This window comes from Nodularia sp. UHCC 0506, from assembly GCF_034931045.1.
GTDB lineage: Bacteria > Cyanobacteriota > Cyanobacteriia > Cyanobacteriales > Nostocaceae > Nodularia.
The window spans coordinates 87,894-106,250 of sequence record NZ_JAYGHH010000007.1; the positions used below are offsets into that span (position 1 = coordinate 87,894).

Annotated in this window: 16 protein-coding genes and 1 pseudogene; 9 read left to right on the plus strand and 8 right to left on the minus strand. The window is 41.7% G+C overall.

The window, feature by feature from the left end; all coding sequences use genetic code 11:
- Position 1: 1 nt before the first annotated feature.
- The gene (locus VB654_RS07385) at positions 2-2,164 is read right to left on the minus strand and encodes an Rne/Rng family ribonuclease (RefSeq protein WP_323213014.1); all 2,163 of its coding nucleotides are present in this window, start codon (positions 2,162-2,164) and stop codon (positions 2-4) included.
- Positions 2,165-2,517: 353 nt separating this feature from the next.
- On the opposite strand from VB654_RS07385, the gene VB654_RS07390 reads away from it, so the two are divergent.
- Positions 2,518-2,694: a hypothetical protein gene (locus tag VB654_RS07390; protein WP_323213016.1), complete on the plus strand. Its 177-nt coding sequence runs from the start codon at positions 2,518-2,520 to the stop codon at positions 2,692-2,694.
- Between the two features lie 203 nt (positions 2,695-2,897).
- Here VB654_RS07390 and VB654_RS07395 read toward each other — a convergent pair whose 3' ends face one another.
- Together VB654_RS07395 and VB654_RS07400 are read right to left on the minus strand one after the other, a co-directional pair.
- Entirely contained in the window at positions 2,898-5,519 is a 2,622-nt protein-coding gene (locus VB654_RS07395; protein WP_323213018.1) for a TIGR03960 family B12-binding radical SAM protein, read from the minus strand.
- 153 nt (positions 5,520-5,672) lie between these two features.
- Positions 5,673-5,849 carry a hypothetical protein gene (locus tag VB654_RS07400; RefSeq protein ID WP_323213020.1) on the minus strand — a complete coding sequence of 59 codons (177 nt, stop codon included), beginning with the start codon at positions 5,847-5,849 and terminating at the stop codon, positions 5,673-5,675.
- A gap of 328 nt (positions 5,850-6,177) precedes the next feature.
- Here VB654_RS07400 and VB654_RS07405 point away from each other — a divergent pair, with 328 nt between their 5' ends.
- Positions 6,178-6,378, plus strand: a complete 201-nt coding sequence (locus VB654_RS07405) for a hypothetical protein (RefSeq protein WP_323213021.1) — start codon at positions 6,178-6,180, stop codon at positions 6,376-6,378.
- A gap of 292 nt (positions 6,379-6,670) precedes the next feature.
- Positions 6,671-7,147 (plus strand): annotated as a pseudogene (locus VB654_RS07410) (aminotransferase class I/II-fold pyridoxal phosphate-dependent enzyme); the annotation flags it as partial.
- A gap of 51 nt (positions 7,148-7,198) precedes the next feature.
- Here VB654_RS07410 and VB654_RS07415 read toward each other — a convergent pair.
- On the minus strand, positions 7,199-7,546 hold the full coding sequence (locus tag VB654_RS07415) for a hypothetical protein (protein WP_323213022.1): 348 nt from the start codon (positions 7,544-7,546) through the stop codon (positions 7,199-7,201).
- A 274-nt stretch (positions 7,547-7,820) separates the two neighbouring features.
- Here VB654_RS07415 and clpS point away from each other — a divergent pair, with 274 nt between their 5' ends.
- Together clpS and VB654_RS07425 are read left to right on the plus strand one after the other, a co-directional pair.
- Positions 7,821-8,102, plus strand: a complete 282-nt coding sequence (gene clpS / locus VB654_RS07420) for an ATP-dependent Clp protease adapter ClpS (protein ID WP_323213023.1) — start codon at positions 7,821-7,823, stop codon at positions 8,100-8,102.
- 80 nt (positions 8,103-8,182) lie between these two features.
- Positions 8,183-9,019 carry a type II CAAX endopeptidase family protein gene (locus tag VB654_RS07425; RefSeq protein ID WP_323213025.1) on the plus strand — a complete coding sequence of 279 codons (837 nt, stop codon included), beginning with the start codon at positions 8,183-8,185 and terminating at the stop codon, positions 9,017-9,019.
- A 24-nt stretch (positions 9,020-9,043) separates the two neighbouring features.
- Here VB654_RS07425 and VB654_RS07430 read toward each other — a convergent pair whose 3' ends face one another.
- Entirely contained in the window at positions 9,044-9,757 is a 714-nt protein-coding gene (locus tag VB654_RS07430) for a DUF4336 domain-containing protein (RefSeq protein WP_323213027.1), read from the minus strand.
- Positions 9,758-10,038: 281 nt separating this feature from the next.
- On the opposite strand from VB654_RS07430, the gene VB654_RS07435 reads away from it, so the two are divergent.
- Positions 10,039-10,971: an AraC family transcriptional regulator gene (locus VB654_RS07435; RefSeq protein ID WP_323213028.1), complete on the plus strand. Its 933-nt coding sequence runs from the start codon at positions 10,039-10,041 to the stop codon at positions 10,969-10,971.
- Here VB654_RS07435 and VB654_RS07440 read toward each other — a convergent pair.
- The 3 genes from VB654_RS07440 to VB654_RS07450 all read right to left on the minus strand — a co-directional run bounded on the left by VB654_RS07440 (position 10,968) and on the right by VB654_RS07450 (position 14,917).
- On the minus strand, positions 10,968-11,603 hold the full coding sequence (locus tag VB654_RS07440; protein ID WP_323213030.1) for a pentapeptide repeat-containing protein: 636 nt from the start codon (positions 11,601-11,603) through the stop codon (positions 10,968-10,970). The genes VB654_RS07435 and VB654_RS07440 overlap by 4 nt on opposite strands.
- A gap of 256 nt (positions 11,604-11,859) precedes the next feature.
- Positions 11,860-13,236 carry a DICT sensory domain-containing protein gene (locus VB654_RS07445; RefSeq protein WP_323213031.1) on the minus strand — a complete coding sequence of 459 codons (1,377 nt, stop codon included), beginning with the start codon at positions 13,234-13,236 and terminating at the stop codon, positions 11,860-11,862.
- 106 nt (positions 13,237-13,342) lie between these two features.
- Positions 13,343-14,917, minus strand: coding sequence for a photosystem II high light acclimation radical SAM protein (locus VB654_RS07450; RefSeq protein ID WP_416235668.1), 1,575 nt, complete (start codon positions 14,915-14,917; stop codon positions 13,343-13,345).
- A 598-nt stretch (positions 14,918-15,515) separates the two neighbouring features.
- Between VB654_RS07450 and VB654_RS07455 the strand changes: the two genes are divergently transcribed.
- The 3 genes from VB654_RS07455 (at position 15,516) to VB654_RS07465 (ending at position 18,337) form a co-directional block, all read left to right on the plus strand.
- Positions 15,516-15,893: a DUF1830 domain-containing protein gene (locus tag VB654_RS07455; RefSeq protein WP_323213034.1), complete on the plus strand. Its 378-nt coding sequence runs from the start codon at positions 15,516-15,518 to the stop codon at positions 15,891-15,893.
- Between the two features lie 119 nt (positions 15,894-16,012).
- Positions 16,013-16,474, plus strand: coding sequence for a DUF4079 domain-containing protein (locus tag VB654_RS07460; protein WP_323213035.1), 462 nt, complete (start codon positions 16,013-16,015; stop codon positions 16,472-16,474).
- A 1,110-nt stretch (positions 16,475-17,584) separates the two neighbouring features.
- The gene (locus VB654_RS07465) at positions 17,585-18,337 is read left to right on the plus strand and encodes a response regulator transcription factor (RefSeq protein WP_323213036.1); all 753 of its coding nucleotides are present in this window, start codon (positions 17,585-17,587) and stop codon (positions 18,335-18,337) included.
- The last annotated feature ends 20 nt before the right edge of the window (positions 18,338-18,357 follow it).

Sequence of the window (18,357 nt, forward strand, 5' to 3'; positions counted from 1 at the left end):
GTTAATTATCCTCTGCCGTGGAAGAATCTGACTCTAGAGCTGAGGAACGACGACGGCGACGACGATTACCGGTGGAGATTTTGTTGACTGGAGTTTCTGTGAATTTTTCGTCCACATCCATTGACTCAGCTGTATCTTTCGATTCTTCAACTACGCTCAAAGATTTCTGTTCTAGCTCAATTTGTGATCTATGGACTTCAGTGTTTACTTCATTGCTGACTGTTTTGATGATAGTTGAGTCGGATGTTGATTGAGTTGATTTAGTTCTAACTGCATCGGGTCCAATAATGTTAATAATTACAGACTTAGGACTTTTAACTTCCTGGTCTAGCTTTACTAAAGGAGAAACTCCCATCAATGCGAACACATCTTGTTCCTCTAGGGTCATTTCTACATTTCTAATTTCCGGTGGTTCTACCACTGGTTTAACTGGCTCTACCTTGGTTACTTTCGTCGTTCGACTGAGTGGAGTGTTCGACTGAGGAGAGGCAAAGGAGGAGGTGCGTTCTGCTCTTTCATGCCAACCTGATTTACCCAAGGTAGGGGAAGGGATTTCTGGTATGGATCTTTCCAGTTCAACGTCAATATCTGATTCTAAATCTGGTTCATTGTCAAAACCTAGTGGAAGAGGAGTCACACGACCAATAACTTCGCCACGCAAGCTATCCTCTTTGCCATTGCTGCCGTTGATACCAGTCCGATTACGACGCACACGGGTACGACGCTTGCTGTCGCTTGGTTCTTGATAGCTGGGATGATTAATTAAATCCAAGGGACTGATGTCAGAGTCTCCATCGAATATTTCGCCAAAGCTATCATAAGCTTCCCGTGGTTCTGTAATGCGAGCCGTTGGCAGACGTGGTTCTTTATGAGTTGAGGATACAAACCGATCTGGTAATTCTGCGGTTGTTGGCAATCTGGGTTCTGTGTCTCCCGGCAGATGCATAATATGTCCCAAACCTCCACAGGTTGGGCAAGTATGACCAAACAATTCGTAAATATTTTGGCCTTGGCGCTTACGGGTAAGTTCTACCAGTCCTAATTCAGTTAGTTGGGCAATCTGAGGACGAGCTTTGTCTGCCTTCAGTGCCTTATTGAAGTGTTCTAGAACTTGTAATTGGTCCCGCCGTGATTCCATATCAATGAAATCAACGACAATTACTCCGGCAATATTTCGCAGACGTAACTGACGGGCAATTTCTGTTGCGGCTTCACAGTTTGTCCACAAAACGGTTTCTCTAGCTGTGGCCGAGCGAGTAAAGGAACCAGAGTTGACATCTACTACTGTTAATGCTTCTGTGGGTTCAATAATAATATAGCCCCCAGAAGGTAAGTCTACTCTGGGTTTTAGGGCTTCTTTAATGGCTGCACTGATGCGGAAGTACTCTAAAATTGGAGAGCGATCGCGGTGATGGTCGATTAATACACCTTGTGGTGTTTGTCCTCCACTCCAATTCTGCAAGTAATGTTTGACTCGTTTCAAACCAGTACTAGAATCCACGACAATCCGATTCACATCAGCACCGTACATATCCCGCAGTACACGCTGGATAAAGTCATCATCTCGATTCAGTAGCGCCGGCGCACGTGTAGAATGTGCTTCTTGCTGAATGGCATCCCATTGCTTTTGCAACAGTTCCAAATCTTCAATAATTGCTTCTTCTGGTTTGCCTTCGGCTTCTGTACGCACTAACAAACCCATTCCCGCCGGTTTGATCAAAATTGCTAATGCTCGCAAGCGATTACGCTCACTTTCACTTTTAATCCGGCGGGATAAATTGACACCTCTACCATAGGGCATCAATACTACATAGCGTCCAGGTGAGGTGATGTTACCTGTGAGCCTTGGACCTTTTGAACCTGTGGGTTCCTTCATCACTTGCACTAACACTTTTTGCTGTGGTGCTAAGAGTTCTGTGATGGCTGCTGCTGTGCGCTTGAGCTTCAATGGACCCAAATCAGTTACATGGATAAAACCGTTACGCTCTGGGTCGCCGATATTGACAAAAGCTGCATCTATTCCAGGTAATACGTTTTCGACTACACCTAAGTAGACATCACCGATTTGGTGATGACCAGTAGCAACAACGAGTTCTTGTATTTGATCTTCAGAAAAGACGGCAGCAATTTGATGCTGTTCTGCTATGATAATTTGCTTTGGCATTCAATTTCCTCAAAAATTGGCAGCACCAACGAGAGCTATGGAGGTTGACTTCGGCTTGTCTACGACACGCTCCGCGAACGCTCAGTCGAGATGTTATCCCTTTTCGCTCCTCTTCCCAAAAGGCGCTGCTGATTATAAAAATTGTGACTTCTTTGCTCAAAATGGAAGAGCTATTGACTAAAGAGTGACGTTTATACGCCTGATTATTCCAAAACGCCTGCATATTGTTTAAGCAAATAAATCAGCCATCCGTGGTTGATTTTTTATGCAGTACCATTACCATCTAGGGATGAGGTATTTAGCAGTTGTTTAAAAAGCATAGAGAAGTAGTTGCTGACGGAGCCTGTTTTTAGGTGACTAGTTCACAAGATAGCTATAGACAGAGGTGGTTCTTTAATCTGCCTCGCCGTTCAGACTTCGACTTCTCTGAGTCGATAGCTTGGATGGCGAAGACATATGTCGTTGCACCTTTGGCATTACGTCCGCCTTTGGTGTTGCAAAGCAAAGCCTTGCCTGGGATACAATCCTAGAAGACACGCTCTCATATCTTCGCTTTTGCTCCCTGATGAACAGGGATGTGAACCAGCCCATCTCATGCAGCGCCAGAAAATTCTCTTGATCTGATTCTAACGCAACCTAGGGAATCAATTCCCATGATGATGCTTTACTTTAGGCAGAACTACTAGCAACTTACCCTATAGCTCGGCTTTACGCCATGCTCTACTATCAGCGATTATACCCCTAAAACTAGATGATTGCGGTGAATGTGTAGGAGTTGAAATTCTCCACTATTTGACTGAGCGCTCATGCCGCAGTCTCCAGATCCTGCGACTATTTCTAGCATAGACAGGATTTGTTCAGGACGCAATATCACACCATCATGGCGACAACTACCTAAATAACGCAGGATAGCTGTAGACTCTGCAACATTGGTGTCAGTTTCTACTAATTCCAGTTCAAATAAGCGATCGCGCAGATTTATTAATTGGGTTTTGCCTGATTTGGTTGTTTTTTCCCACCACAGCTCATTTTTGGTTTTGATCTGATCAATCCAGTCTTGCCATTGTACATCTGTCACCTCTGTGGGTGTGGCCACGGTAATTAAATAATCTGCTGCCTCCATGACTTGGTTAGCTGCTTGAGCTTTTAAATCTATCTGCGCCACATTATATACAGGGATGTCTGTGGGCAGTTCCTGAATTAGTTGTTGCCGGAAGGTTTCAACTTCCACTGACTGGGTTAACTCAAAATCTACAATTTCTCCACTGCTGGTAGCTCCTAGAGCTAAAGCACTGGCGATCGCAATTCGGGGACTAGGATGAAATCCACCAGTAAAAGCAATTGGTAAGCCTGCTCTGCGGATGACTCGATCAAACAGACGCATCAAATCCAAGTGACTGACTAAAGCCATTGATCCTTGCTTGCCAAACCAGACACGCAATCTTTGAGTTTTAGTGGTGTTAGGCACAAAGTTACCAGCAAATTCTGGTATTGCCGGCGGCGGAATCACAATATTGTGTCCAAAATCAGTGCCGCAGACACCGCAATGAGAGCAACCTTCAAAAGAACAATCAGGTACTATTGCGGCTGCTAACGCCCGGTTTAAGTCTGACTGGAGCCATTTTTTATCGATGCCGGTGTCAATGTGGTCCCAAGGTAAAGGTTGATTTAACGAATCTCCCCCGCTCCCTGCTTCCTGCTCCCCTGCTGCTTCTACCAGACGGTATTTCCCATCTAAACCAGCTTCGGCTATGGCTGACTCCCAAGCACCAAAGGCTGCATCTAAATTTTCGTACCAGGAATCCATTCCTGCACCCAACTCCCAGGCGCGACGGACGACTTTTCCTAAAGTGCGATCGCCTCTACCTACAAAGTCTTCCATTGCCGAAATGCGGACATCGGTGAAATTCACCTTTACTCCTCTAATGCGGCGAAATTCTTGCCTGAGCAGGCTTTGTTTCCGTTTAAACTCTGTAGTAGACACGGAATGCCACTGAAAAGGAGTATGAGGCTTAGGTGTAAAGTTAGAAATCGTTAAGTTAAAGTTTAAAGGTTTTCTCCCTCTACCCCGACATTCTCGTTGTAACCAGCTAACTGTTTCTGCAATACCCACAACATCAGTATCAGTTTCACCTGGCAAACCAATCATGAAATATAACTTAATCTTATCCCAGCCTTGTTCCCAGGCAGTTTTAACACCTCTTAGTAATTCTTCATTAGTTAAACCTTTATTTACAATGTCCCGCATTCTTTGGGTGCCTGCTTCTGGTGCAAAAGTTAGTCCACCTTGCCGAGTCCCACCCAGAATATTAGCAATATTTTCATCAAATCTATCTACCCGTTGACTGGGAAGAGTCAGGGAAATATTTTCGTTTTTTAACCGATTTTTGATTTCCATCCCTACTGCTGGTAAGGACAAATAATCAGAACAACTCAGGGATAATAGAGAAAACTCATTGTAACCAGTCGCCCGCATTCCTGACTCAATGGCTGTCACTACTTGCTCTGGTTCCACATCCCTAGCTGGTCGGGTGAGCATTCCTGGTTGACAAAAACGACAACCACGAGTACAACCCCGGCGAATTTCCAGCGTCAAGCGGTCATGTACCGTTTCCACGTAAGGAACTAACCCAATAGAATAAGCGGGAATTGGGGTTGCTACCCGGCGCAAAATCCGTTTGGGGACTTCTGGGTGGAGAGGATGAACTGAGCCATCAGCCGCCATATTATAAAACTGAGGAACATATACGCCTGGTATTTGTGCCAAATCCAGGAGCAAATTTTCCCGGTTCAGTTTTGCTTGTTTGCCTTCTGACAATACTAAACCCACTTCTGGCAGTAATTCTTCCCCATCTCCGAGGGCGAAAAAGTCAAAGAAATCAGCATACGGTTCAGGGTTTGATGTTGCTGTTTGTCCCCCGGCAAAAATTAACGGGTAGTTACCCCCGGCTCTTTCTTGCCATGTAAGGGGAATTTTCGCCAAATCTAACATTTCTAGGATATTAGTTGCTCCCAGTTCGTAACTGAGACTAAAACCCAAAATGTCAAATTCTTTGAGCGATCGCTGCGATTCTACGGCAAATAAGGGGGTATTAGTAGCCCTTAGTTTAGCCGCCAGGTCAGCACCTGGTAGATAAGAGCGATCGCATAACTGCTGGGGCTGGGCATTCAAAATGTTATAGAGAATGATATGCCCTAAGTTGGAAGATCCGACTTCATATACTTCTGGGTAGGTTAACGCCCAACGTATTGTTGCCGTATCCCAAGGTTTATGTACTGCTAGGCGTTCGTTACCCAAGTAACGCGCTGGCTTTAAAATATCCGGTGTGATTAATTTTTCAACTGCAACAGCCACTATGCTATCTTCTAGCTACCTTAATTACAGCTTATCAGTTCTAACTTAGCATTTATTTAGGCCTTTAAGTAGAGTTTATCGCTGCAAATTACAACTCTTTTACACAAATTTACTTTTCGACTGTTGATACACATGATGTGCTAAAGGGGAAATTTATTTTTCAGACACTTCTGGACTATTGGCATATTGACACCCAATCTCATCAGAGTTATTCAATCTTCCAGCCGAGATTTCTTTGAAGATAAACTTTTTTTTCTGACATTGACTAAATTTTTCCGGTGTCTTTGCTGAATCTTTATCACTTTCATGGGTCTGTTTAAAGATTGTCATAAATACAGGATAAAATGTATTCATATATACTTTTTTTCTAACCCAGTTCTCAAACAATCTACATAGACAGCCATAGAGCCGAAAAATCAACCGTAGCTTTGCTGACAAAGCTTACTAAGTAGATAAATCAGCTAATTTAGCCAAATCGTAGGCGTAGATTTAACGACTTTATTTTCATGCTGACTAGAGTTGCATATCAGGGTTGACGACCAATTTTTTAGCCGATTTCTTAGTGATATAGATCACATAAGCATGGGAATTTAGATCATATTTTATACCAAACACTATCTTGGATAATTATTATCACAATATAACTGGTTAATTAATTATGAGAACTCAGTACGTTATTCGGCAATTGGTAGAAAAAGCACTTTATATTCAAAAATTAACCCCCGAAATCGAAAATGAAATTAATTCGGAACTGACTCAAATGGGTCATATTTCTGATGTTGACTATGAAGCCTTAGAGTTATTGATGGCAGAAATGGATGCTGGTCGAGTCAAGTTAGTACCTACTTGGGGATATTAATTCTGACTAACAAAGTACTGTAAAGCCCTGGGGACATGGCTGCGCTGAGTCTAAGACCAGTTGCTTAATAGCTTTGAGTAATCAACACTGTTTTCGCATATCTGACTACGGATATATAATCAACTTTGACCGTAAATATCAAAATTAAGCTTTAAAGATAGATTAACAGCAGTGCTGATACCAGCCACGATATGATTGGTGATATTTCTTCGTTAATTTTAGTATTTCTCTATCCTGTGTGGCGTAAACTGTGCTAATGAGCATCAACAATTTGCGTTAGTAGTAAACCGCCATGCAGCCCGCTAAACGTTTAGAAAAAATTCCTCCCTATTTATTTGCTGAAATTAACCGCAAACGGGAACAACTTCTGGCGCAGGGAATTGATATCATTAATTTGGCACTAGGCGATCCAGATCAACAAACTCCTGCTCACATTCTTCAGGCTATGCACGCAGCAGTTGATGATGCTTCCACCCATAACTACCCACCTTATCAGGGGACTACAGAATTTCGGGCGGCGGCGGTGAATTGGATGGAACGTCGGTTTGGAGTCACAGGGTTAAATATAGATACAGAAGTCATTTCTTCCATTGGTTCCAAAGAAGCAATACATAACACCTTCTTAGCTTTTGTCGAAGCGGGAGACTACACCCTAATCCCAGACCCTGGTTATCCTGTGTATCAGACTGCCACAATTTTTGCTGGTGGTGAACCTTATACTATGCCTTTGAAGGCAGAAAACAATTTTTTACCTGACTTAAACTTGATTAGTCATTGGTCATTGGTCATTGGGAAGTTACCATCTTCTCTCCCCTGCTCCCTAGTCCCTTGCTTTTTCATACTCGTGCCAAATTTGGTGAATAAATTGATTAAATAGCAGTTTAGCAGCTGAGTCAGGTTCAGTTTTTGGTTCTTTTGCCAAAACTTGGCTCAATAAGGTAATTACTTCTGTATCTAAAGCTGGTCGAAATAAATTAACAGGCCAAAGCAAATCTGACGCATCTCGCATATCAGTCACAAGGGGTGATTCTTCGGTAAAGCTAACAAGCAGCAAGGGACGTACCCAGCACAACTGACGAGAAACCACTACTTGGATGACTTCTGCAAACAGATTCCTGTCACTATGGTCTAAAGACACAATTTGTCCTGGTTGAAAGTCTAGGCTCATGTTCACGCAGTTAGGGCAGTGTCCAGAAATTTTTGCAGTTTCTTTTATTTTAAAAGCGAGAATGCGCTATCCTGAAACAAAAATACCTTAAAATTAGACTACTACTCTTACGCCTGTAAGGTATTGGGACTTTTAAGCGAAACTACTTCAGCACAAAAGCATTCCCCCGCCATCAGGTTTGTATGGGAATGTTATAGCATAAGTAAATAACTGTTAAGTCAATGCTAAACAGTTATTCCGTTGTAGTAAATCATCGAAGAAAGAGCAAAGAGCCGTGTCAGTCGAAACTATTGAAAAGCCTTCCACGTCCCGCAAGCTCGCGCCTCGGTATCGCGTTTTGCTCCATAATGACGACTACAATTCTATGGAGCATGTAGTAAAGTCATTAATAACCACAGTACCGAGCCTAACTCAGCCCCAAGCTGTAAGTATTATGATGGAAGCTCATACTAATGGTCTGGCTTTAGTAATTACTTGCGCTCAAGAACACGCTGAGTTTTATTGCGAAACATTAAAAAGTCATGGTTTAAGTAGCACAATTGAACCTGATGAATAAATAAAAATATTGTCTAGTAAAGGAAGACAAGACAAAGATATTGTCAGCGACTTTTATTTTCTCCTCTTCCTCAATTTCGCATGAAAATAAACCTCATTCGTTTAGCCCAACGCCCTGTTCATATCAGGCTGGGCTATTTTGTAGCCGCTTTATTGCTGCTATGGCTACCCTTCGCAGTACCAATTTACTTGTTAGTCAGTGATTCTAATTTAGAAAGTATCTTGACAATGGTGCTGTTATATGCAGAATTTATTTTTCTCTTGCAGCTATGGGGGAAAAATGTCTATCAGCAACCCCAAATATTCAAGCAGTATGGCTTAGAAATCACGCGGATAAACGCTGTGGATTTGCTGATTGGTTTAGCTATTGGCATAATTAGCATTCTGATAGTGTTTGGGCTACAAGGTTACATGGGTTGGCTAGTGTGGCAACAACCACAGGGTTTCTTGTTCAGAATAATTTTAGAGGGTTTAATTGTCTCTTTGGGTATCGGGTTTGCTGAAGAGCTATTATTTCGAGGTTGGTTACTGGATGAGTTAGAACGGGACTACAGTCCGGGTGTGGCACTTTGGATAGATGCTGTGGCCTTTGCTGTCTTGCACTTTATTAAGCCTTTAGAGGCAATTATTCAGACACTACCACAATTCCCAGCTTTAGTATTGCTAGGGTTAACGCAGGTATGGGGAAAGCGTTGGCGTAGGGGACGCTTGGGTTTACCAATTGGTTTGCATGGTGGTTTAGTTTGGGGCTATTACATAATTAATGTGGGGGGATTAATTGAATATTCTGGTCAAGTTCCTGATTGGATAACTGGTGTAAATCAGAATCCCCTACAAGGAGTCATGGGTGTAGGGTTTATGGGTATATTGGCTTTGTGGATGCGGTGGCGAGCAAATACCAAATCTCAAAGTGTATAAATTTTAAATGAGACTAGTTTTTAATTACAAAGATAGTTCTAAAAACCACTCATAACCAGCTTTAAACTGAGATTTCCCATTTTTTTCAATAATACTTCCATGCGCCATAATGACTCGTTCAAAGTCCCATTTAAGAATCTGTTGAATGGAAAATTTAACTTTGGCTTGATCTTGGGTAGCAAATTTTTCCAATAATGTTGGACGCAGTTGATTGTAAGCACCTAGAAGTCTAGCTAGTAACTTGATGCTTGGTGAAGCAAATTGGTTATTAATATGAAAAACTATATCCGTGACAATTAAAGTCCGGCTTTTAGGATGAAAAAAGACGCATTCATTAAGCGGTGAGTATCCCTTAATATCCAATGTGTTGAATCCTTGCACCAAGACATACTCAACTTCATCAATGAGAAAATTCCTGCCCTCTGTAATAATTTGATCTATCTGCAAATCTGCTCGTTTACGCTCCATACCAGATACTGTCCATAGTTCTGCATGGGGATAGCACAGCTTGAAGTCAGCAACAAATAGATGATGATACAAGTTGAGAACGATTATGTAAGCCACTTCTCCCAATTGATTTAATTGATGAATGATTGCGTCATCCATGCTAATAGGCGAGATAACCATTAATTTACTATTGATCAAACGAATCACAGTCATTCTCGTCCCGACTTCCAAGCCAAAATATTTTAGAGGTTGTTCAGCAACCCAAAGGTTAGTGTCAATTTTTCTGAGCATTGTATTACTTTTGAAATTTAGATGATAAAAATTGCTGCACGCTGTAGTATAAACAAGCCAAACTGCCGACGATATAAACTAGCCAAGTTCCGAAAAAACCGATTGCTCTACCAGTTGATGACCCGTAAGTCTGTATTAATCCCCAAGCATGGGCAATGCGAGCTAATGTCAGAATGTTACCTTGAAAATACTGTGCTTTCAGGGTTCTTGTCTTTTCAATTCTTGCGGAATATAAAAATCTATTTTTTGAGACAATAGGGATTGAAACATCGCCTCTACCAATGAATCTGCTACAAGAATTTTTATTTAATCCTCCAGAGTATAAAATTCCTCTTGATCAGCCTCCATTAGAAGTTTTACCGCAATGGGGACGCTGGATAGAAACACCGGAGATGATGGTAGCAATAATTCCACCAGGAAAGTTAGAAGTCAATCTTCGCTCACCACTTAACCTTGTGGTAACAAGTTTTGGTGTCAGCAGTGGAGTTGCCGCTTTTAATACTGACCGGCTACAACCTTACCAAGCGCTACCAGGAGGTTTTGATATTGTGCCTCAAGGAAGTACCTATAGTTCTGTGGAAGATGCTTCTTGTTTTGTAGTGTTTGGATATTCCCCATCTTTTCTATCCCGCATAGTCAAAGTAGAAGCAGAAGGACAGATGATTGAGTTACAACCTGGCCAAATTCCTAAAACCCATTGGGGTTTGAATGTAGCGATCGCTATGCAAGAATTCTTTGATAATGGACAATTAGGGGGTGTATTTTATTTAGAATCGGTGGCAACTGCGGTGCTGGGAAAAATAATTTACCGACGTTCAAATTTATCGGGACAGCTAAAACGTCCCCCAGAGTATTTAGACCCAAATATATTAAAGTTTGCTATTGAATATATTAGAGCGCATCTTCCACAAGCACTGAGCCTAAATCACATAGCCAGCAAGGTAGGATTCAGCCCTTACCATTTTGCCAGAGCATTCAAAGCTACAACTGGATTATCGCCTTATCAATATGTCCTCAGATGTCGGTTGCAACTTGCCCAACAACTCTTACAAAATCAAAGTAAATCCCTGGTAGAAATAGCGGTAGAAACGGGATTTGGCAACCAGAGTCACATGACATCTGTGTTTCGACGAATGCTCAATACAACCCCCAAGCATTATCGGCAAGAAAGTGGGATTTTAGACCTACATGATCAAGGTTATTTTCACCACTAAGGAATTGCAATTACTGTACCCACCAAGCAAGCTTTATCTAAATTTACCCCGCTTAAATTTGCTCCTTCTAACTCTGCACAAAGTAAATTTGCGCCGCTAAAGTTCGCCCCAGCTAAATTTGCCCCACGTAAATCAGCTTCTTCTAAATTGGCTTCACTGAACAAAGCCCCTTGCAAATCGGCGCGAGTCATGTCAGCACCTTTGAGATTTGCCCCTGTAAGGTTTGCACCACGCAAGTCAGCACTGCGTAAGTCAACACCTTGTAAATTGACGTTCATTAAGTTTGCACCACTCAAAAAAGCGCCAGCCAAAGAGACATCGCTGAGTCTCGCCCCCATCAAGTTAGCACCACGTAAATTACTACCGCGCAAGTCAGCACTTGTTAAGTCTGCTTGCATCAAGTTCGCTCCCATCAGGTTCGCTCGCAAGTCGGTTTTTTGCAGGTTTGCTCCCATTAAGTTCGCGCCCTCAAAATGCGCGCCTTCGAGTTTGGAACCGATAAAATTAGTCCCGACAAGGGTAGCGCCTGCAAGATTGATACGGCTTAAATCAACTTGAGAGAGTTCCTCATCTTCTAAATTTGCGCCTGGGAGTTGTGTGAGTTTTCCTGATTTAATGGCTTCAATATTCATTTGGGGTAATTCGTAATTTGTAATTCGTAATGCCTCTTTCAGAGGAGCTTCGCTAACGTAATTCGTAATGCCTCTTTCAGAGGAGCTTCGCTAACGTAATTCGTAATTCGTAATTCGTAATTAGGAAACTCAGAACTTTTATCTCACTTAACTGAGAAATGCTATGTTCTGTTTTAATAGTTGCCTTATTTACGTTGTGCTGTACTATGGCGGTTTTCAAATGAGGTTCAAAGCCTTAAAGTCACTGGCTTTATACTCAGCACTTTGCCTTGCTGTAGCTATCCCATTGAGAGTCAAGTAGCCATACGCCGGTGCTGAGTTTTGGTGACATCAGAGGTAAGTCTAGTCCTTGCTGTAAACCCATAACTAATAAAGTTAGAGCATCTACAAGTTTGGGGTCAAAGCGTGTTGACTGTTGTTGTCTGCATTCATCTAAAGCTTGACCAAAGATTTCGGTGCGAGTTTTTTGGGGTGATTTGATGTTATTGACTCGCCATTGGAAATCCGCAACTAAGGCCAAAATTCTCGATTCTAAGGGAATTTCATCCCCAGCTAAACTTGCTGGTTCTCCTGTACCATTCCACCATTCGCTTTGGTGGGTGATAATTTGGGCAATGGCCCGCAGTCTGGGCATGGTTCGTAATACTTGCGCTCCTGGAATTAGGGGACAAGTTAAGGGACAATGGGGGGCTTGTTCCTCGTAGCGGGTGGATGTACCGGGAGTGAGGACGCTTTCGGCTTTTTGCAATGGGTCTATACGATGTAAAAAACCTGCTAATCTCAATCTTTTAATCTGCCATGCGGGTAGTTCTAAAAGTTGCCCCATCATCTCAGAAAGTGCTACTACTTCGGCGGCGGCCATGGGATTGTTGACATCTGCCATATCCATTAACTGCGCCATTCGCAAAAATGCCTGGATTTCGTTAGACATCAAGTTGCGGTCTAAGGCTTGTTGACGCAAGGCTGTGGGGATGGATAAATTATCCTGTCCTGTCTGGAGATAATCGACGACGCGAGAAACGACTGCATTGAAATGTTCCGGTGTGACTAGACTTGACTTTATGGCATTTTTATGATTTGTAAGTTTTTGTGCTAGTTGTGGATTGTATTTCTCAATGTGAGCGATCGCTAATTTTACTGTTTCTTGCACTAAGTCTGGTTCAAATGTCCATAAGCCATAAAATTTACGTTCTACATCTGAAGCTGGTATTCCGGCTGCACCATAATCAGCCTCTGACAACTCTTGACAAAGTACCATTGCTGTGTATTCAGATGACAAGATAATTAAATGCCATTCTTGTGCCACTGGATCATCGGAATTTAATGCCACTAAATCCACGTTAGGGAGTTGGCTTGTGGGATGTTCTGCAAAGCTGGCATCCGATGCTGCCATAATCAGAATTTCGCGGCTACACTTAGCGATATCTGCATATCTTTCGGCTTCTTGCAGATACCATTTACCCTGTTGAAAGGCTGTGATGACTAAGGGTGTATTATCTTGAGTTAAAATATGGTCTTCTAGAGCATGGCACAGAGAAACTAAAGTGTTTTTATAATACACCCCAAATCGAATTTGTCTGGTAGTATTACGGTGTGCTGTTTCCAGTTTTTGTAGTATTGATCCTTCTAACATAGGCTTTCATAATTCGTAATTCGTAGTTGTTAGGGATGAGGGTGAGATTCTAGTAATTGAGGGTTTGTCCTCAAGTCCCCAGTCCTCAATCCCTATTTCCTGGATGTTATGAGATGCCAGCCAACTGTTTATCTTTCTTTTCCATAGGTGCAGAAAGTGCTGCTTCTAATTCGGCACAACCCAATTTTTCTTCTAGAATTTTCATCACTTCGCGTCCGAAGTCATTGGGGTTTTGTTGCCAAGCTTGTAAGCAGACTTCTCCAAAGAAAGAACCAAGGGGTTCAGGATTCCAGAGGAGTTTTTTAGCTGTCCACGGCATCAGGCTCATGGGGTCATACCCTGGTTTGAGAATACCTTCTTTAAAGGCATATTCTTCTAAATGGGTGTGGGGTTGCAGTCCAATAAAGAAAATGGCAGGTTCAACTTTATCTGCGCCAAAAATCTTTTCTAATTCGCGGTGGTAGGCGATGGTTTGGCGAATGGTTTCGGGACGTTCGTCAATGACGTTAAAGGAGTAGTTGACGGAAACTAAATCGTTAAAACCAGCTGCTTTTAAGTCACGACAGTTTTGTAAAACAGTGCGTAAGTTGTAACCCATCCGCATTTTCCGCACAAGTTCCTGAGAACCACTGGTAATCCCGATTTCAAAGTAGTTCATCCCGGTTTTAGCCATTAAATCACACAACTCTGGTGTGAGGTTGTCGGCTCTGATGTATGCTGCCCAGTGAATATCTGTCATCCCAGAATCAACGATTTTTTGCAAAAGTTCTACAGCATCGTCGATAAATTTACGGGCGGGGATAAATTGAGCATCAGTAAACCAGAAATTGCGAATGCCGCGATCGTATAATTGGCGAATCTCGGCAACTACTTCGTCTGCTGGGTTGATGCGTACTTGTTTGCCTTCAACGACGGTGTAGACGCAATAACAACAGTTGTGGGGACAACCGCGCTTGGTTTGGACTCCTATATAAAAGTCTTGTTCTTGTAGGTAAAAGTTAAATTCTGGCCAAATGCTTTCTATATAGTCGTAGTTACAGGCCGTTTTCTCTAGGGGCGTGGGTTGTTCATGAATCATTCGTTGCCGTGGTTGAGTTTCTCCGACTATATAGCAACGTTCATCGAGAATTTCTCTGCCACTGAGAAGTTTTTCTAAGAGAGTTTCACCTTCACCCACGGAAATAATTGTACCTTGGGGTAAAGTTTTACCCAATTGTTCATAAAATACGCTGACTGCGCCGCCGCCAACAACGGCACGGGCATCAGCATGATATTTCTGGGCGCGTCGTAAACCGCGTTTAACTAATCCCTGGTTGCGCCACAATTCTACATAGTAAGCAATGAAAATTCGTAACCCGCCTAATGCACCACGTAACTTAATCAGAGGATTCTTGGCGTAATAAAATTCAAAGGCGTTTTGTAATGGATTTCCACCGCGTCCACCTACGGGGGCATAAATTTGAATATCACGCCAAGAAAATACTAGGAGTGTGGGTTTAAATTCATCGATACAGGTATCTAGGGCGGAGGCGTAATCTAATGGTGGTACTGTTCCTAAATCAAAGATTCGCTGTGCTGTACCAGGAAATAGCTTGTGGACATGATCTGAAAGATATACAACCCCAATGGGAAAGATGGGGTTACACGGAAGGCGAACGTAGAGGATACGATTTTCGATCATGGATTGTTGAATTTCCATCTTGTAGTTGTTGATGAAATATATAGAGACACGTGATGCAGTTTAAAGCTGTTCGTTTTAGTTTTCTGTGTTTTTCGCAGTTTATGATTGGCATTTAAGCCAATTGCTGGGTCAGTTTAGCCTGTGCTAACAATTGTGGGGATAGTTGAATTTGCTCTGTATCAGACGAAATAAATAAATTTTATGAGAAGAATTGTTATATATCTTTACCATAACATTGAGTTTGACTATTAAGCTATAGTCCCTGTCTGTAAGTCTGAGGATAGATGAAACAAACAAACCTTCCCTTACAGTTGAGGAGATGTCAGAGAATAATTGCCAGACTTAATTTGATGAGAGCAACATCTAATGCTTTTATTCTTCAAGAAAAATCTCAAATTCTCCTAGCGCAGTATATTATTTTCGTGGGTATACACTTTTTGGTGAAAATTTCATAACTTGAACATATATTTAACATATATTTAGATAGAAATAGCGTAGAAAATTTCAGTTGGTAGTCGGAGTTACAGCATCTGGGGATCAAGCAATGTTAGTTTAGCTGGTGTAATGTAAAATTGTGGCGTAAAGCTCCTCCGCAGTTATGGCTCAAATATTAGATCCTCTACCACCGGAGCAATCTGGGAATCTCCTTTGTTGTTACGTTAATGCTACGAGCAAAATCCAGATAGCTCGCATCTGCAATATTGCCAACTGGTACTTTGAAAGAGTTGTTTTTCCCGGACAGCGCTTGGTGTTTGAAGCTCCACTAGCAGCGCAAATGGAGATTCATACGGGTATGATGGCCAGTGCAATTTTGTCTGATACAATTGCGTGCGATCGCCTTGCGATTAACGAGCCTCGCAGTAGTGAGTTTCATACAGACTCAATAGGCATCGACACTATCAGTACAAAACCAATGGTGCAGTCAATTAATACAAAAATTGAAAATACAACACAACCCTTAAAAATTGCAGGCTGATAATCCATTGATTAAAAAAACAATTTTATATGATTTTAGGGTTGCGAAATTCAGCAGCCCTTTTTATTTAGTCATTAGTCAACCGTAATCTTTTCTCGTTCCGGTTTACAATCAATGTTATGAATTTGCCTTCTTTTATTTGGTTGTGGAAAATCGCCGCATGGTCGATGGGGTTGTCTCTATTGGCATATTTGCTCCTAGCACTTACGGGGATTTGGATGTTTCAAGAGAGAAATTCGCAATATTTTCCTAGTTTCCCGTGGTTTATTGGTGGACGTAGGCAGATGCGATCGCTGCACTATATAATTGGCATCACTATGGTCAGTTTAGTGTTGCTACTACTAGCCATCGGCATTGTAGGCACTTTAGGTCACTTTGGTTCCTTGGGACACTCATCACACTTGATAGCTGGGTTAATCGTAGTGGCCTTGGTCTTGCTATCTGCTTTCAGCGCCACACAAATTAGCATTAGGCGTTCTTGGGCTAGACCTTTACACATTGGTGTCAATGTGATTTTATTTGGAGGTTTTGCTTGGGTATCCCTTACAGGCTGGATAGTAGTACAAAAATATCTCCCTTGAGTAACACCAAAAATCAATTAACCCGATATGAGTATGATGATTTGAGTAGTTTCTATGTACTAGTCAGCAAATATACAAGTTTCTAAGTATTTTTATTTTTGTGATTATTTTGACTTTTTTCTGGAATTGCTAGTATCTTCGCTGTATTTAGATGTGTAGTTGATTTTCAAATGAAGGCTGATTTATGACTAACCAACAATACAATTCCAACCAACAATCTAACAAAAAACTCAATGAAACCGCCAAAAATGAGCAAAAAAGACCTGTGAATAATGGCAGACCCGAAAAAACAGACCACTAAGTGCGATTAATACATCAGTGACAAGGATGTTTGTAAAGTATCAATTCACATTAGCCTCGGCAATGGTCAGTCGCGGCTATACAGATAAAACACTACGCGTATTACTCAAAGGAAGACCACCTGCGTGGATAAAAACCCTTAATTTTTGAAGTTTTCCGCGCAGGTAGTGAATGCAGCGCTGTGGAAAATTGAGCAATTCCCCAGCGACTGGCGAACCTAAAGGAAGTTAGTTTGTGTAATAGCGAGTTATATTCGCCTAGAACTTTTAAAACATCCTCTAAGACTTACGCAGGAAACCTGTGAAAATGCATTCCTCTAGACTTTTTAGCCGTCTGTGGTTTGTGCTTTCATCATCTTGCGTAAGTTTTAGTATACTCGCATCTTACAACTTAATAGTAATTATCAAATAAAATAAACGCTCTTTCTCATTCATTGTTAGGGACTTCCAAATAAAAAAAATACTCAATCACTTAACGCACAAAACTTCTCAAACTCTCATAACTCAGTGTCTCTGTGGTATGCGCTACGCCTTAACAGAGCTTTCGCTTTAGTGATACCTTTAATTGGATAATTTATTGATCAGAAGTTCCTTATTAAGAATTAGTTGCATTTATGACCAAATTTTCTAAGTTAGGGTGCTAAAAATTCTATTAGCAGCTTGCAATTACAGGTATTTATAATGTATTGTTATATATGTTACTTTTGGCAAAATAAATTCACTGCGGTAGAAAGATAAATCTACTGAGATTAGATAATTAATTCCAAAATGTTAATTGATACAACCACAAACCTAGATTTTTGTGATATCAATGTATACCAGTGAATCAATCAAGTACTCTACCAGAGCAGAAATCGGACAAACGAGCCGAATTTTAGTGGTAGAAGATGAAGAATTAATCCAAGAAATGTTAGCTGTAGCATTGGAAGAAGAAGGTTTTGGCGTAATAACTGCTCCTGATGGGCGGTCAGCTGTGGAATATCTCAAAAATTGTGACCCCAACTCAGGGGAACCTCCTTTTGACTTGATAATTCTTGATTTGATGCTACCTCATATTAATGGGCTAGATATCTGCCGTTTGCTGCGTCATCAAGGAAACCCAGTCCCAATTTTGATTCTCAGTGCTAAAGGTAGCGAAACTGACCGCGTTTTGGGGTTAGAAGTAGGCGCTGATGATTACCTGACGAAACCTTTTAGCATGAGGGAGTTAGTAGCTCGGTGTCGCGCTCTACTTCGTCGCCAACGTTTAAGCAGCTTGCCACAACTACAAGTCCTAAAACACAAGAATATCACTTTAAATCCTCAAGAGTGCCGTGTGCTGGTGCGGGATCAAGAGGTGAATTTGTCTCCCAAAGAGTTTCGTTTGCTAGAGCTGTTTATGAGTTATGCTCGTCGAGTTTGGTCTCGTGAACAACTGCTAGATCAGGTTTGGGGGCCGGAATTTGTTGGTGACAGCAAAACTGTAGATGTTCATATCCGTTGGTTACGGGAAAAACTCGAAGAAGATCCTAGCCACCCAGAACACATTGTCACTGTCAGAGGTTTTGGTTATCGCTTTGGGTAATTTATAGAAATAGTTGTTAG